We start from the raw sequence: 14,703 nt of genomic DNA on the forward strand, positions 1-14,703 counted from the left end.
CCAATGAAACTTGATGAATATCTGAAAACTGTTGCCGCCAAAGTCGATATGGAGGCGGACGAGTATAGTAAAGCGGTTGACTCGACTCTGCAGAAAGCAGCGTCCCATCTCCTTGTGAGCGGAGGAAAACGTCTTCGCCCGGCTCTTGTGCTGCTTTCGGCAGAGTCGATTCGGAGCGGCGCGTCGGAGGATATTTTTCAGGCAGCCCTTGCTCTGGAATGGACACATACTTTTACCCTCGTCCATGACGATATCATGGACGGGGATTCACTGCGCCGCGGAAGGCCGACTGTCCATGTCGTATGGAACGAAGCCACCGCGATCCTTGCGGGCGATGTTTTGTATGCGAATGCATTCGAATACCTCTGCCGCGTGAAAAACGCCACGTCCGAGTCCAAAGTGATCGCCGTCCAGATGCTTGCCCACTCCTGTCATGAACTCTGCGAAGGTCAGCAGGAGGATGTCTCCTTCGAAACGCGGTCGGATGTGACCCTGGAAGAGTATCTTTCGATGGTCCGGAAAAAGACCGGCGTCCTCTATGCGGCCGCCGCCGGAATCGGGGCCGCCCTTGCCGGCGGAGATGTCAAGCAGATCTCTGCTCTGTATACCCTCGGTCTGAACACGGGCATTGCCTTCCAGATCCAGGATGATATCATCGACCTTCTCGCACCGTCAGAGGTTTCCGGGAAAGATCAGGCCTCTGATCTCCGGGAAAACAAGCAGAGCGTGCTCGCGATCCTCGCACGCGACGGGGGAATCGATCTCTCCGCTTACCACAAGCCTGACCTTTCGAAAGAGGAGATCGCGGACGCGATTTCACTTCTCGAGACGTCCGGTGTTCTGGACAAAGCCCGGGGCATGGCCGAAAAACTCATCAATGACTCCAAAGCAGGCCTGTCTGTTCTTCCGGACTCGGAAGCAAAGACGCTGATCATGGAGATGGCGGACTTCTTCATCGCAAGAAGATACTAATTTTTTCTTTTTTTTGTGCAGATATTTTGCGGATCGTGTTTTGATCCGGGGTGCGGAGACGCCGATCCGGGACGATCACGGCAGACTTATTACATCGCCAAAGCAAACACAGAATAATGATTCATATCATCCCCAAACCGACCGATACACCAACTGACAACTCAACCGGCATGGTCCAGTCCGAACTCAGACGACGGGGAGTTCCGTTTATCAACCTCGACCTTGCCTCCGTCGATCCGTTCGATCTCCCCGTCTCCGGAGAGACCATCTGGGCCTGCGGTATCAAACAGGACGGTGTCCAGTTTGAACTCCTCAAAGCCCTTGAACTGGAAAACCATGTCATCAACTCCCCGGAAGCCATCGCGATCTGCGCAAGCAAAGTTACGACGACCGCAAAAATAATCAGATCAGGAGCTCCCAGTCCGGCAACCTGTTTTACCAACAGCAAAGAAAAGGTCCAAAAATTTCTCGACGCACACGGCGGAAAAGCGGTCTACAAACCGGTCTACGGCTATGACGGAAACGGGATCTATCTGTTCACCTCCGCAGACGAGATCAAAGAAGAACCGCCTTACTATGTTCAGGAATACGTGAAAAATGATCGTGACTACCGCATCTTCGTCATAGACAACACTGCCGTAGGAGCAATCAAACGTGAGTCCGCACATCTTACCCACAACATCCACCAGGGAGGGTGCGGACAGGCCGTTGAGATCCCCACAGAAATGGCTGACGCCGCAGAAGGAGCCGCACGCGCAGTCGGCATCGACTACTGCGGCGTTGACCTTCTCCCGCTTGAAGACGGAGGATACACCGTCCTTGAAGTAAACGGCACCCCGAACTGGCACTGTATGACTGCCCCCATCCCCAAACTTCTTGCCGATTATCTGATCCGTCAGGATAAAGAAGGGAGAAAATAGAAAGGAGCTATTATTATCTCTGCGGCCGATTCTTCCTCATGGAGAAACACACCGTAATTCTATTCCTGCTTGTGCTTGCCGTACTGACGGGAGGGATCTGCTCTGCAGGCTGCCTATCCTATATGACGGTCAGTGATCCCGAGATCGAATACGAACCGGGACTTGGACCGACGGTGAGCCAAAGCGACCCTCTCGTCGGCACCTGGGTCGGAAGAACAACAAACCCCAACGGGTATGAGGAAAAATATACCCTGATCTTCAACACAGGCGGCACTGGCAGATTGACGGCCGCGACCATGGGATTCACCCAGTCCTCGGATTTCACCTGGACACCGATCGATGACCATACCTACAGAATGGACTTTCCGATCGCCGCATCCGGATTTTCCCAGAAAAATACCCTTACACTCAGTAGCGGCAAAAAAACCTGCTCGGTGATCGGGGTCGAGTTCACCAAGAGCTAAAATAGAAAAATCGAAGGCGGATCATAGAGATCCCCGCCTTATTTTACTGTTCCTTTTCGGCTTCCATCTCTTTGAGCGTGCGGTCGGCAAGCTCTTTCATCCGGGTCGGGATCCCGCGTGAAGAGATCGTCTCGATCTCCTTCATAGCGGAGGCGATCTCAGAACCGAGAATAAATATTGCATATTTGTGCTCGAGTTTACTCCGATTGACCATATCCGGAGTGATTTTCAGGGCATTGTATTGAGGAAACTTCAGATCGGGATTCAATGACTCATAGTAGACCTTTATGTCAAAAAATATCTGGTGAAGCTCAAGTAGTTCTTCCTTGTGCATAATGCCAATTAGATAAGGGGTGAAGCGTCTTAATAATTTGCGTGACGAGAAAAATCCCGACGGAAAAAAGTCTATCTAATACACCGCCAAACTATACGCATATGTATCGTCAGGAGAGTCTGAGTTGAAGTCAATATATGTCCTGGGTCATCGTCATCCGGATACAGACAGTATATGCAGTGCTATCGGGTATGCCGCATTTCTGAACAGAGACGGGAAGGACACCTATATCGCTGCACGCTGCGGAGACCTGAACGCCGAGTCGAAGTACGCTCTCGCCAAGTTCGATGTCGAAGGGCCGGCCCTTGTCCTGAGCGTTGAACCGTCTGTTGCCGACATTCCTTTTACTCACCCGGAAAGCGCATATGCCGAAACGCCGACGATCGATGTCATCGAACTGATGGATACGAAGGATCTGCGGAATCTCCCGATCACGGATCCAAACGGGAACCTGATCGGGCTCGTGAGTGAACACGGTCTTGCGCGGGCATATGTATCCAATACCAAAATGGAGACCCTCGCCGTCTCGCCGGTGAGCGTCGATACGCTCGCACGGATCCTGCATGGGACAGTGCGGGTCAAAAATCATACTGTGCTTGAAGGAGCCGTGTATATCTCGATCGATGCCCTGCATGTGATCCTCTCCCGCATCACGAAAAAGGATATCGCGATCGTAGGAGACGACGAACCGACCCAGCTCGCTTTGGTCTCCGCCGGGATCGCGGCACTGATCATTGCGGATTCCGCCCCGGTCGGCCAGCGGCTGCTCGCGTCAGCCTCGGAGAAGGGCGTGACGGTCATCTCGACCGAGGTCGACGCGTTCGGGGTCGCGAAGATGATCCACTTGACACTGCCCGCCGAGACGATCATGACGAAGGACGTTCCGACCGTCCGGATCGCCGATACGATGGAGTATGTCAAACAGATCGTTTCGAACTCGAAGTACCGGACGGCCTGTGTCGTGGACGAGAATGGCAAACTGCTCGGCACGATCTCCCGGAACTCGCTGATGGAGGATGTGGCGAAGTCGGTGATCCTCGTCGATCACAACGAGTACAGTCAGGCTGTCGAGGGGATCGAAACCGCAGACATCATCGAGATCATCGATCACCACAGGCTTGGAGCGATGGCGACCCTTCGCCCGATCCGTTTCGATATGGAACCGGTCGGCTCGACCTCGACGATCGTTACGAGACGGTTCATGGAAGCGGGGATCAAACCCAAAAAGGAAGTGGCAGGGATCCTCCTCTCAGGGATCCTTTCCGACACGCTCGGTCTGAAGATGTCGACGACGACAAAGCAGGACGAGGACGCCGTCCTGTTCCTGTCCGAGATCGCCGGCGTCGATCCGATCGCCTACGCGAACGAACTTATCGCGGAAGGGATGTCCCTTTCCGGGGTCTCGCAGGACGAGCTTCTCGAGCGGGACACAAAGGAGTATAATCTCTCGGGCAAACGGGTGATCATCTGTCAGGTCCTTGTCCCGTCGTATGCATATGCGAAGACCAATGAGGAGGCGATCTTTGCGGCACTGGAGGCAAAGCTCCGACAGCCGCATGCCCCGGACATTTATCTTGCATTATATACGAGTGTCTCGGAGATGGGATCGGATCTGTTTGCGGCAGCGGATGACGCGACGATGCTTGCGATGCACTGGGAGAGAAAACCCATGCATCTTCCGGGCGTCGTGTCCAGAAAGAAGGACTTCGTGCCCCACATCGGCAGAAGACTGGATTCCACATTTTAATTTTTTTTATCTGGTTCTTTTTTATCCTTCAGATACCTATAAACAGGATATATGTCACGCATTTTGGCAGTACTAATCGTACTATTCGCTGTGCTGCTGGTATTTTCCAGCGGCTGTGTGAGTCCGACAGGATCATTCAACACAACCGAACGCACCGTTGTCCCGGTCAGTCCGGGAGAGAACCTGACCATCACTCCGGCAAATCTCAGCATCTACCATTACAACGGGTTTGGTCAGTGGACAGACGGTGCGGGCGTGCCGGTCACCGTGAGAGATGATATCGCAGGCGGAGCGACTCTGTCGGGTGAGGGAACACAGCTTCTTTCGTTTGCCGCGATCTCGGATATCCACATCACGGATGATGAGTCACCGGTCCAGGTGATCGCTCTGGGCTATCTCAGCCCCTTCCCTTCGGCATACTCACCGGTCTCGATGTACTCGACCCAGGTGCTGAATGCGGCAGTGAAGACGATCAATAACATAAACAAAGAGAATAAGCTGGATCTTGTTCTGTCCCTTGGCGATGCGGCGAACAATAATCAGTATAATGAACTGCGCTGGTTCATTGATGTTCTTGACGGAAAAACGATCGATCCGACCTCGGGAGGAAATGCCGGGAAGGAGAATCTCGATTATCAGAAGACGTTTACGGCAGAGGGTCTGGATGTTCCCTGGTATCAGACGATCGGGAATCACGATCAGTTCTTTACGGGCGTGTTCGCGGTGGATGAAAACATCAGCAGGATGTATCGCGGGGATACGGTCGCGAATATGCGGCTCGACGTAACGGTGACCGGAGATCCTTCGCTTACCGGCTATTATATGGGTGTCTTTAACGGATCGGATCCGAACGGCGCCATTATAGGTATTGGCAAGGCTTCAGAATTTGCGTCTGCGCCAAAGGTGGTTGCGGATGCAAACCGTCATGCGATCGCGGAGAATGGAAGCCGGATCGGGTTCATGCAGGAGTTTTTGAACTCGAGTTCGCTTCCGTTCGGTCACGGATATACGGAAGAGATGATCGCGGACGATTTCGCCTGCTATTCGTTCGACCCGGTGGAGGGGGTCCGGATCATTATGCTGGATGATACGACGGTCGAAGGTTCAACGATCGGCGATATCTGGGCACACGGCCGCGGTTCTCTGGATGAGGAGCGGTTCGCCTGGCTGAAGGCGGAGCTGGAGAAGGGACAGGAGGAGGGTGTGCTGATGATCATCGGGGCACATATCCCGATCGCGACGACGGCAGTGGGTTCACCCTCGGGATGGAGTCTGAACTCGGAAGTCTCCGAGAACGACCTGATCACGGAGCTGCAGAAGTATCCGAATCTGCTGATGTGGGTCGCAGGACACAATCACAGAAATACGATCGCGGCGGTCCCGTCGCCGGATCCGGCTCACCCTGAGTATGGATTCTGGGTCGTGGAGACGGCATCGCTGAGGGATTTCCCGCAGGAGTTCAGAACGTTCGAGATCATTCGGTATTCGGATGAGCTTGTGGGGATCAAGACGGTGTGCGTGGATGTGGATGTGGAAGGAGACACGTTAGCGGAGAAGTCACGGTCCTATTCGATCGCGGCGGCACAGATGGTAGGAAATACTGATGTCGCGATCGAGAATGCGGAACTGCTTGTCCGGGTGAAGTGAGAAGCGGGCTTTGACGAGGTCTGCGGCGGATCTTTGTCATGCATCCATTCTCATTTTTTCAGTACTCTTTTTTTTGTGTTTTTGTGTACGTCAGTTTCCCTGCCCGGGTCCCGCCGGTCATATGCTTTGTTCCGTCTGCTTCGCAATAATCCGCATACAGAGGAAACATACGGTGCAAAGCAACTGCCTGCATCAGTAAAACAACTTGAAAAAGAAAAAGGGTGAGTTTGTGAGGTGTATTTAGAGGGTGGATCTGTGAATTATCAGGCTGAGGCGTGAGTTGCCGCCGCAGTCATCTTTGGCATATAAATTGCCTGGCGTGCATCGCGGAAGTTGAACTTCTCGATGATCATGCCATTTTCCTTCAGACGTCTGAGCGCATAACGGACCGTACGCGGGGCAAGTCCTGTGCTTAAGACAATATCTTTGTGCGTCTGAGAACCGGTGCGTTCCAGTAACTGGAAGATCGTGAGACACGACTTGGGCATGTTTGTTCTCTGCATACATCATAATTGACTTAAAAGTATATAATGCTTTTCTACATTTGTTCGTTATAGTTTGAACAAAAATAGACATTGATGCAATATTGTTCGAAACACCTCGAACTAAATTGCCTCCATACCGGCCTTCTTTGGGCAGAATCGCGCCACAGACGAAGATTAATCACGCTTGGATACATACACAAAAATCAGCATGCTCACCCGCCCCGAACGCCGCGCTGCCGGTATCCTCATTCTTGTTATCCTGCTGCTTGCCCTCCTGTATCTTGGCACTGTCCATCTCATACCGGATCAGGGAGCCGCAGATTATCGTCCCGATCTTCCCGACGGAACACTCGTTCGTCTCGAAGGCATCGTGCTGGAGACAAAGATCACCGGGACCGGCGGACATCTGATCGCAAACATCTCGGGAACGGATGTGTTTATCCCAAACGGCGGGAAAGATCCCCTCCTCGTATCAGGAGACCGCGTCAAGGTCATCGGCATTATCGAAACCTATGCCGGGAAAAAAGAGATCATCGCAAACCGGCTCTCCGACATCACGATCCTGGTGTGATCTTAATACTTTCTGCCGACAAACATGACTGGTATGACAGACCTTCCCGCACCCGGCGAAAACATCGACCTGCTGGAGCTTATGGACCTCCGGCGGCGCGAACGGATCAATGTATATCTCTATATGGATGCAGAAATCGCCAAGACCTCGGATCTCACGGCCGATCTGGAGAAGTACCGTCTGGCCGATCCGGACTTCCGCCCTGTCCTGGAGATCGAAGACTGGATGAAAAATATGCAGAAACATATGAAGCAGATCCAGGGTCCGGGAGTCAAGGTCGAACAGATGCTGAAAGAACAGCCCCTTGCGGCAGAGATCCTGGAGACCGGAACGATGCAAACCGCCGTCGGTCCGCGGGGATATATCAAAGCGCTTCTGCCGTACCTCGACGAGATGGAAGAGATCGAGGTTCGGGAAGCGAAAGGATTCAAATAAAACCGGTCAGCGTCTCCGCCGGATAACAATGCCTATCAAAAGGATCACGATCCCTCCGGCAAGCAGCAGCCGGAGATCGAAGCCGAGCCCTGCCGAGACCGGATCTTTTTCATACTCCCCGTTCCAGTCAGCAGAGAAGACGGCCGTATAATATCCGGCCGCTTCCCTGCTGTGGATAATCACGCCAGCCTCGCGGTTGTTGTTTGGAGAGTTGAAGTTCCAGTTTATCGAACTGATCAAAACATGCTCGCCGTCAACGATCATCCCTTTATTATGCAGTTTTGTCAGATGCGCGCCCGGCAGAAGGAGCCGTGCGGAGACATCCCCTCCGTATCTGTTGAGCGCGGCCGCCAGTTCATCATTGTCGGCATCATCGGCGGTGTTATAATACATCCCGTCAAGCATCACCCGGACCGAAGCGCCGCGGTCTGCGGCACCAAGAACGGCCGCCATCCAGATGTTTTCCCCGTCTTGATAGGGCGAGATGTAAGCCTGCTGGAGGTCGACTGTGCGGTGTGCCGATCTGATCAGATCGAACACAAGGCTGCTCGTGTCCGGGGAAATGACCGGAGTTATGCTGACATCATACAGCGTCATACCGGCAAAATGCGGAACGATCTTCTCATCGGACCAGGGTGCCGGGAGAGGTTCGTCTCCCGGCACATAGGGATACATGTCGATCCCTCCCAGATCGGCGGCGAACACCTCTGCAAAATATTCTGCCGTCTCCTCATCCCGGATCACTGCTCCCCATCCTCTGTTGCCTCTCGTCCCCGGGAGCGGGATCCCGCTCGGCTTGAAGTTTTCCGAGAGGATTATCGTTGAATACCCGTCGGCCACCAGATACTTTGCATGCAGATACCGGTATCTTGCCGGGATACTGCCTTCGCTTTCGATCGTCAGAATCGAAACACCGCGGCCGGCCAGATAATCCATCACTCCTTTCTCTTCATCGGAGATGCCGCCGACCGGCCCGCCTTCGAGAAGGAGCGTCACATCGACCCCGCGCTTTGCCGCGTCTGCGATCTCGCGGGCGATGTCAGCGTGCGTGAACTCATACATCGAGATCAGCAGAGTCTCTGAAGCTTCACGGATCACGCCGCTCACCGCCTCATAGGACGAATCAGGCGAGACAAACAGCGTCACCGAATCGGCAGTGAACGTTTCCGGTGAAAATCTGCTCTGCCCGATCTTATAGATCCGGTCATCCCAGACCCCGTCCGTGTAAACATGGACGCGGCCGTTTGAACTGCTGAGTTCACCCGGCCAGGAAACTGTCTGGATGACTTCGCCCAGATGGAGAAGTGAAAGATCATCGCCGGTGTTTGCCATCTGAAAGCGCCCGGTCTGCAGAACATTTTTCACCGCACTGCTTTCCAGGATCTCATAATCAGGCAAGGTCCCGTGGATCGCGAAAAAAGCCTCTGCGCTTCTCGCGACGACCACCTGCCCGCTTGAAACGGCGCCGGCAGGAAATGTCAGGCTCCCTTCACCGTCAAATACCGTCCACCCGCTCAGACTGCCGCTTCCTTCCAAGATGAGATACTCATCCCCGTCGCCTGCAGCATATCCGTCCGGACAGAACTCCGCAAGAACGAATCCCGAGGCGGGCGAGATGCACAGGACCAGAAGAAATAGGAGGGCGAGCAGTCTTTTCATACTGGTTTTTCTTTATTTACGTTCTACTATATAGTGTATGACGGCTCGGACGGTGGTCAAATTCGGCGGGAGTCTTATGGACAAAGCAGGAGAGATCCTTGCCGAGATCCCCGACGGGCCGATTCTGATCGTCCCCGGTGGCGGGATCTTTGCGGATTTTGTCCGTGCCCAAGGCGCCGATGACGAGACTTCGCACTGGAAAGCGATCGATGCCATGGAAATCTTCGGCAGATTTCTCTCGACGTTCGGCTACCCCGTCACCCGGGAACTGACGATCCCAAAGGAGCCGTCGATCCTTCTGCCAAAGCGCCTGCTGGAAAAAGCGGATCCTCTTCCCCACACCTGGGACGTCACCTCCGACTCGATCGCGGCATGGATCGCGGGCCTTACCGGCTCGCGTCTTCTGGTCATAAAATCGGCAGACTCAGGCGAGGATCTCCTGGATCCGGTTTTTGGCTCTCTCATTGCAGAATACGGGGTCTCTGCCGAGATCCTGAACGGGCGTGTTCCCGGCAGTGTCCGAAGCTGGTTTGAAGCCACACGTTTATAATAATCGGACGCTAATTAACTAAGGAGTTTGATCGTATGGCAACTATAAAATGTACATCATGCAACGCCCCGCTCGCAGAGCGCGGCGCAACCGAGTTTAAATGCCCGGACTGCGGAGAGGTCATCTACCGCTGTGCACGCTGCAGAAAACAGAGTGTAAAATACACCTGCCCGAAGTGCGGATTCCAGGGGCTCTGAGTCTTCAATGGGTGAAGTCGTCGTTATTATGAAGATCATGCCGGAGTCCCCGGAAGTAGATCTCGAAAAACTTCAGGCAGATATCAGAGCCGCCGTAACAGGTATCGAAGATATGAAAGTCGAACCGATCGGATTTGGTCTGTCTGCAATCAAGATTGCAATGATCACCGAGGATGATGAGGGAGCAGGCGACAAGATCGAGGCTCTCTTCTCCCAGATCCCGGGCATCGACCGTGCAGAGATCGAGTCTCTGAACCGGTTGCTCTAAATATCTTTTTTTTTCTTTTCCGCGTAAGGATCCGATCTGCTGTATGCATTTTCGGCACGCTTAGCTCACTGTGGAAAATTATTAACGGCCCCCATCGTATATACATCTACCATGGCGGAAATCACACTTAAAGTGGACAGTGCCTACCCGGAGGATCAGGGGAACGGCAAGGCACGGCTCGACCCGGCGGCGATGCAGGCGCTGGATGTCAGTCCGGGCGATCTGGTCAGGATAACCGGAAAAACACCCACTGTCGCGAAGGTCTGGCGTTCATTTGAAAGCGACTGGAATCAGGATAAGATCAGAATCGATAAATATACGCGGGCGAATGCAGGCGTCAGTCCGGGAGACCGGGTCACTGTGGAGAAAATCGTTGAGGAGATCCCCGCGACCTCGGTCACGCTGGTGGCGCCAACAGAGCTTGCGGACTCTTTCCCGGACGAAGAGGATGAATATCTTGTATCCCTCATCAACTTCCCGGTCGCACTGGATGATATCGTGCCGGTAAAGACGTTCCATCCCGGCCATCCGCCCCTGGAGTTCAAGGTCACGACACTTGAGCCGGAGAATGCCTGCATCCTGACGAAAAATACCGAGCTCATCTTTGACGATGATGATGTTTTTGACGGGACGAAGCCGATAACCTATGAGGATATCGGCGGGCTGAAAGGCGAACTGAGACGCGTGCGTGAGATGATCGAACTGCCGATCCGCCACCCCGAGCTGTTTGAGACGCTGGGTATAGAGCCGCCGAAAGGTGTCCTTATGTACGGGCCGCCCGGGACCGGAAAGACGCTGATCGCCAAGGCCGTGGCAAGCGAGAGCGGGGCGCATTTCATCTCGATCGCAGGCCCGGAGATCATCTCGAAGTATTATGGCGAGTCGGAGCAGAAACTTCGCGAGATCTTTGAAGATGCGGAAGACAACGCTCCGTCGATCATCTTCATCGATGAACTGGATTCGATCGCACCCAAGCGGGAGGATGTCAACGGCGAGGTCGAGCGGCGTGTGGTCGCGCAGCTTTTGACGATGATGGACGGGATCACGGACCGCGGGCAGGTGATCGTGATCGGGGCAACGAACCGGCCTGATGCGATCGATCCTGCGCTCAGAAGACCCGGGAGGTTCGACCGCGAGATCGAGATCGGGGTGCCCGCCGAGGCGGACCGGATGGAAATTTTGCAGATCCACACAAAGGATATGCCTTTCGAAGGGATGGCAAAGCTGAAGGAGCTGCGCAGTCGTGATCCGACACAGGCGGCTCTTGAAAAAGCTCTTGCGGCATATGAGCTTTCCCGGGATAAACTCCTGCAGACACTTGCGGCGCAGGCGAAAGGATTTGTCGGGGCCGATCTCGCAGCATTGGTACGCGAAGCCGCGATCCGGGCGCTTCGGCGGCAGGTGGATGTTTCGGATCTCGATAATGAGACGATTTCTGACGAAGTCCTGCGAAAACTCGAGGTGACGACGGCAGATTTCATCGCGGCTTCCAGAGAGGTGGCGCCGTCAGCTATGCGGGAGATCGCTCTTGAGACGGCTGATGTTTCCTGGGCCGATATCGGCGGAAGCAGAGAGGCTGTTCGCGATGTGCGCGAGTCGGTGGAGTTTCCGCTGACCAGAAAGGAGGTGTTTGCTGAACTTGGTATCCGTCCGCCGAAGGGCGTTCTTCTGTACGGTCCGCCCGGGACCGGGAAAACGATGATCGCCAAGGCAGTAGCTTATGAGAGCGGAGCCAATTTTCTGGCGGTGAAGGGGCCGGAGCTTTTGTCGAAATGGGTCGGCGAGTCGGAGAAAGCCGTCCGAGATATCTTTAAGAAGGCGCGGCAGGTGGCGCCGTCGATCATCTTTTTTGATGAGCTGGATTCTCTCACACCGGCGCGCGGCGCTTCAGACGGGAACCGGGCGACCGAGAATGTGCTGAATCAGATCCTCACCGAGATGGACGGGATCGAGGAGCTGAATGATGTGATGGTGCTTGCGGCTTCGAACCGTCCGGATATCATCGATCCTGCGCTTCTCCGGAGCGGAAGGTTTGACCGGCTGGTGTATATATCCGAGCCTGATGAGGCAGACCGCCGCGAGATCCTGGCCTTGCATATGCAGAATATGCCAATAGAAGGTTCGGTGTTTGATGAGGCGGTGAAAGCTACGGCAGGTCTTGACGAGGATTCGCTTGCAGCGCTGGCGCAGAAACTTTCCGGAAAAACGGTGACGGTCCGTCAGCTGAAAACAGCCGCCGAAAAGTACGGGGCCGGAACGGTCCTTCCGCTTTTCGAAGCCAGAAGACGGCTTTCGGCAGCTCTTTGCAAGGCGGGCATAACACTGAAGGATCCGGTAAAATCAGAACGTATCGCGTCACTTGCCCGTGAAACGGCTGGTTATGTAGGGTCAGATCTGGAAGGGCTCTGCCGCGAGGCGGCGATGCAGGCTCTCAGACAGCAGGCATCCGTCGTGACGGCGGCCGATTTTGATGAGGCGCGAAAGAGGGTCCACCCGACGATGAATGAACGCGTGCGTGAGTATTACACTGCCGTTTCGCAGAAGTTTAAAGGCGGCCTGCCCAAAGAAGCGCAGAATCTGATCGAGTATCAGTGAAGCACAGCGGTTTTAGGAAAGGAGGGGCTGTACACTCTGCTCTTTTTCTTCTGCCTGCGCCTCCATCACGCCCCAATTTTTTTCGCGCTTTGCTGTCCCTTTTCATTGACGACCCTGGCCGGAAGGTCTCTACACAACACATAAGAGTTAGCCTGCCCTAATTATAGGTCAGAGATACCCTCTATATAAGGAAAGAAACAGAATGTTACAGATCGCTCTCGCCGGAAAACCAAACTGCGGCAAATCAACGTTTTATAAATCGCTGACGCTTGCAAATGTCGATATCGCGAATTATCCGTTCACTACGGTGAACCCGAACAAAGGCGTTGCGTACGTCCGGACAACGTGCCCGTGCAGGGAGCTCGGCATCGAAGGATGCACTGAATGTGTTGACGGAAACCGGTTCATTCCGATCGAACTGATCGATGTCGCCGGACTTGTGCCTGATGCGCACCTTGGCCGCGGGCTTGGAAACCAGTTTTTAGACACGCTCCGCGAGGCCGATGCGATCATCCAGGTCGTGGATGCATCGGGAAGCACCGATGCCGAAGGAAATCCCGTCGACCTTGGCGCCCGCGATCCGATCGAGGACGTCGAGTTCCTGCGCTATGAGTTTGCGATGTGGATGGCAGGGATCGTCGAGAAACACCGCGCCAAACTCGTCAGACAGGCGCAGGGAAAAGAACAGGTCCTGATCGATCTGCTGGGCGAAGCGCTCGCGGGTCTGCGGATCGATGCGATCCAAATCAGAGAAGCTGTTGACGAATGCGGCATCAATCTTGCCAAAGCAACGCCCGAAGACATCGAAAAGCTGTGCGAGGTGCTGCTCCGCGTCTCAAAGCCGATGATCATCGCCGCAAACAAAGCCGATCTCGCATCGGATGAAAACATCGGTGCACTACAGGCTCTTGGCGCTGTTCCGACGATCGCTGCGGGAGAACTTGCTCTCAAGACCGCTTCACAGGCAAAGCTTCTGAAGTATCTTCCGGGTGACGCGACCTTCGCGCCGGCGGAAGGAGCAAAACTCTCAGCTCCCCAGATAAAAGCTCTGACGAAGATCGCCGAGACGATGAAGAAGTACGGGGGCACCGGGGTCCAGACGATCCTGAACCGGATCGTATTCGATGAGATAGGGATGATCGTTGTCTATCCGGTCGAGGATGAGAACAAGTTCTGCAATGCCAAAGGCCAGGTGCTGCCTGATGCGTTTCTGATGCCGGTCGGCTCGACGCCGAAGGAGATGGCGTTTCGTGTCCACACGGATATCGGGAAGGGATTTTTGTATGCGGTCGACGCCCGCACAAAGATGCGGATCAAAGATACGACGGAACTTAAAACCGGCGATATCATCCGGATCGTGAGTGCGGCAAAATAATCTCCTTTTTTGGCAAATCTATATAATGCATAACTCACCAATGTAGATTACTTATGGGAAGCGAAGTGTATCAGGCACAGATCCTCCGGGCGTTCTTCGACACCATCACCGGCACCGACCGGAATCTGACCCGAATATACATGTGCGTGATCTCGCTTGCAAAACTCAGAATGGAGTCTCCCGAGAGGCTTCGCTTCCTCGTCGAGCAGATGCAGGTCAGCAAAACCAAACGCGAACTCTCTATCGACATCCTTGACTACATGGTCGAGGCAGCGAATTCCCTCGAGTCCTGGGCAGGTCAGTCCGCGTTCGGCATCACGTCCCCACAGAAAGCTGACGACTTCGGCGGCGTATCCCTCGATTCACTCTGATCTATCCTGCATCCAGGCTGATTTTTACCGGATGAACGAGGATAAATACTATTTTTTCGAGCGGTCTTTCCGACAGACAAACCATACGGGTTAATCATCCATTATAGAGAAAC

Annotated in this window: 17 protein-coding genes; 13 read left to right on the plus strand and 4 right to left on the minus strand. The window is 54.2% G+C overall.

Annotated elements, in window-relative coordinates; all coding sequences use genetic code 11:
• Positions 1-3 precede the first annotated feature (3 nt).
• The 3 genes from H575_RS02540 to H575_RS02550 all read left to right on the plus strand — a co-directional run bounded on the left by H575_RS02540 (position 4) and on the right by H575_RS02550 (position 2,356).
• The gene (locus H575_RS02540; RefSeq protein ID WP_042697418.1) at positions 4-972 is read left to right on the plus strand and encodes a polyprenyl synthetase family protein; all 969 of its coding nucleotides are present in this window, start codon (positions 4-6) and stop codon (positions 970-972) included.
• Positions 973-1,088: 116 nt separating this feature from the next.
• Positions 1,089-1,892: an ATP-grasp domain-containing protein gene (locus H575_RS02545; protein ID WP_042697421.1), complete on the plus strand. Its 804-nt coding sequence runs from the start codon at positions 1,089-1,091 to the stop codon at positions 1,890-1,892.
• 38 nt (positions 1,893-1,930) lie between these two features.
• Positions 1,931-2,356 carry a hypothetical protein gene (locus H575_RS02550; protein ID WP_042697425.1) on the plus strand — a complete coding sequence of 142 codons (426 nt, stop codon included), beginning with the start codon at positions 1,931-1,933 and terminating at the stop codon, positions 2,354-2,356.
• A 43-nt stretch (positions 2,357-2,399) separates the two neighbouring features.
• Here H575_RS02550 and H575_RS02555 read toward each other — a convergent pair whose 3' ends face one another.
• Positions 2,400-2,690 carry a UPF0058 family protein gene (locus H575_RS02555; protein ID WP_042697428.1) on the minus strand — a complete coding sequence of 97 codons (291 nt, stop codon included), beginning with the start codon at positions 2,688-2,690 and terminating at the stop codon, positions 2,400-2,402.
• Positions 2,691-2,814: 124 nt separating this feature from the next.
• Between H575_RS02555 and H575_RS02560 the strand changes: the two genes are divergently transcribed.
• Together H575_RS02560 and H575_RS02565 are read left to right on the plus strand one after the other, a co-directional pair.
• Positions 2,815-4,437, plus strand: coding sequence for a putative manganese-dependent inorganic diphosphatase (locus H575_RS02560; RefSeq protein WP_042697431.1), 1,623 nt, complete (start codon positions 2,815-2,817; stop codon positions 4,435-4,437).
• 63 nt (positions 4,438-4,500) lie between these two features.
• On the plus strand, positions 4,501-6,084 hold the full coding sequence (locus tag H575_RS02565; protein WP_211213853.1) for a TIGR03768 family metallophosphoesterase: 1,584 nt from the start codon (positions 4,501-4,503) through the stop codon (positions 6,082-6,084).
• Positions 6,085-6,142: 58 nt separating this feature from the next.
• Here the strand turns inward: H575_RS02565 and H575_RS09615 are convergent, their stop codons facing one another.
• Together H575_RS09615 and H575_RS02570 are read right to left on the minus strand one after the other, a co-directional pair.
• A complete protein-coding gene (locus tag H575_RS09615) occupies positions 6,143-6,277 on the minus strand; it encodes a hypothetical protein (protein WP_281166565.1) in 135 nt (44 codons plus the stop codon).
• 70 nt (positions 6,278-6,347) lie between these two features.
• Positions 6,348-6,572: a winged helix-turn-helix domain-containing protein gene (locus H575_RS02570; protein ID WP_245241148.1), complete on the minus strand. Its 225-nt coding sequence runs from the start codon at positions 6,570-6,572 to the stop codon at positions 6,348-6,350.
• Between the two features lie 181 nt (positions 6,573-6,753).
• Here H575_RS02570 and H575_RS02575 point away from each other — a divergent pair, with 181 nt between their 5' ends.
• Together H575_RS02575 and H575_RS02580 are read left to right on the plus strand one after the other, a co-directional pair.
• Positions 6,754-7,140: a hypothetical protein gene (locus H575_RS02575; protein ID WP_143745011.1), complete on the plus strand. Its 387-nt coding sequence runs from the start codon at positions 6,754-6,756 to the stop codon at positions 7,138-7,140.
• A gap of 33 nt (positions 7,141-7,173) precedes the next feature.
• Entirely contained in the window at positions 7,174-7,575 is a 402-nt protein-coding gene (locus tag H575_RS02580; protein ID WP_042697440.1) for a hypothetical protein, read from the plus strand.
• 6 nt (positions 7,576-7,581) lie between these two features.
• Here H575_RS02580 and H575_RS02585 read toward each other — a convergent pair whose 3' ends face one another.
• Positions 7,582-9,234 (minus strand): phospholipase D-like domain-containing protein, encoded by a 1,653-nt coding sequence (locus H575_RS02585; protein WP_042697442.1) that lies wholly within the window; start codon positions 9,232-9,234, stop codon positions 7,582-7,584.
• A 37-nt stretch (positions 9,235-9,271) separates the two neighbouring features.
• On the opposite strand from H575_RS02585, the gene H575_RS02590 reads away from it, so the two are divergent.
• From H575_RS02590 to H575_RS02615, 6 genes are all read left to right on the plus strand, one after another.
• Positions 9,272-9,784 (plus strand): amino acid kinase family protein, encoded by a 513-nt coding sequence (locus tag H575_RS02590; protein ID WP_042697444.1) that lies wholly within the window; start codon positions 9,272-9,274, stop codon positions 9,782-9,784.
• 35 nt (positions 9,785-9,819) lie between these two features.
• On the plus strand, positions 9,820-9,981 hold the full coding sequence (locus H575_RS02595; protein ID WP_042697446.1) for a zinc finger domain-containing protein: 162 nt from the start codon (positions 9,820-9,822) through the stop codon (positions 9,979-9,981).
• A 7-nt stretch (positions 9,982-9,988) separates the two neighbouring features.
• On the plus strand, positions 9,989-10,249 hold the full coding sequence (locus tag H575_RS02600) for an elongation factor 1-beta (RefSeq protein WP_042697452.1): 261 nt from the start codon (positions 9,989-9,991) through the stop codon (positions 10,247-10,249).
• 111 nt (positions 10,250-10,360) lie between these two features.
• A complete protein-coding gene (locus tag H575_RS02605; protein ID WP_042697455.1) occupies positions 10,361-12,844 on the plus strand; it encodes a CDC48 family AAA ATPase in 2,484 nt (827 codons plus the stop codon).
• Positions 12,845-13,046: 202 nt separating this feature from the next.
• Positions 13,047-14,219, plus strand: a complete 1,173-nt coding sequence (locus tag H575_RS02610) for a redox-regulated ATPase YchF (RefSeq protein WP_042697457.1) — start codon at positions 13,047-13,049, stop codon at positions 14,217-14,219.
• A gap of 53 nt (positions 14,220-14,272) precedes the next feature.
• Positions 14,273-14,590 carry a hypothetical protein gene (locus H575_RS02615; protein ID WP_042697459.1) on the plus strand — a complete coding sequence of 106 codons (318 nt, stop codon included), beginning with the start codon at positions 14,273-14,275 and terminating at the stop codon, positions 14,588-14,590.
• Positions 14,591-14,703 lie beyond the last annotated feature (113 nt).

It is taken from the genome of Methanocorpusculum bavaricum DSM 4179 (assembly GCF_000430905.1).
Lineage (GTDB): Archaea > Halobacteriota > Methanomicrobia > Methanomicrobiales > Methanocorpusculaceae > Methanocorpusculum > Methanocorpusculum parvum.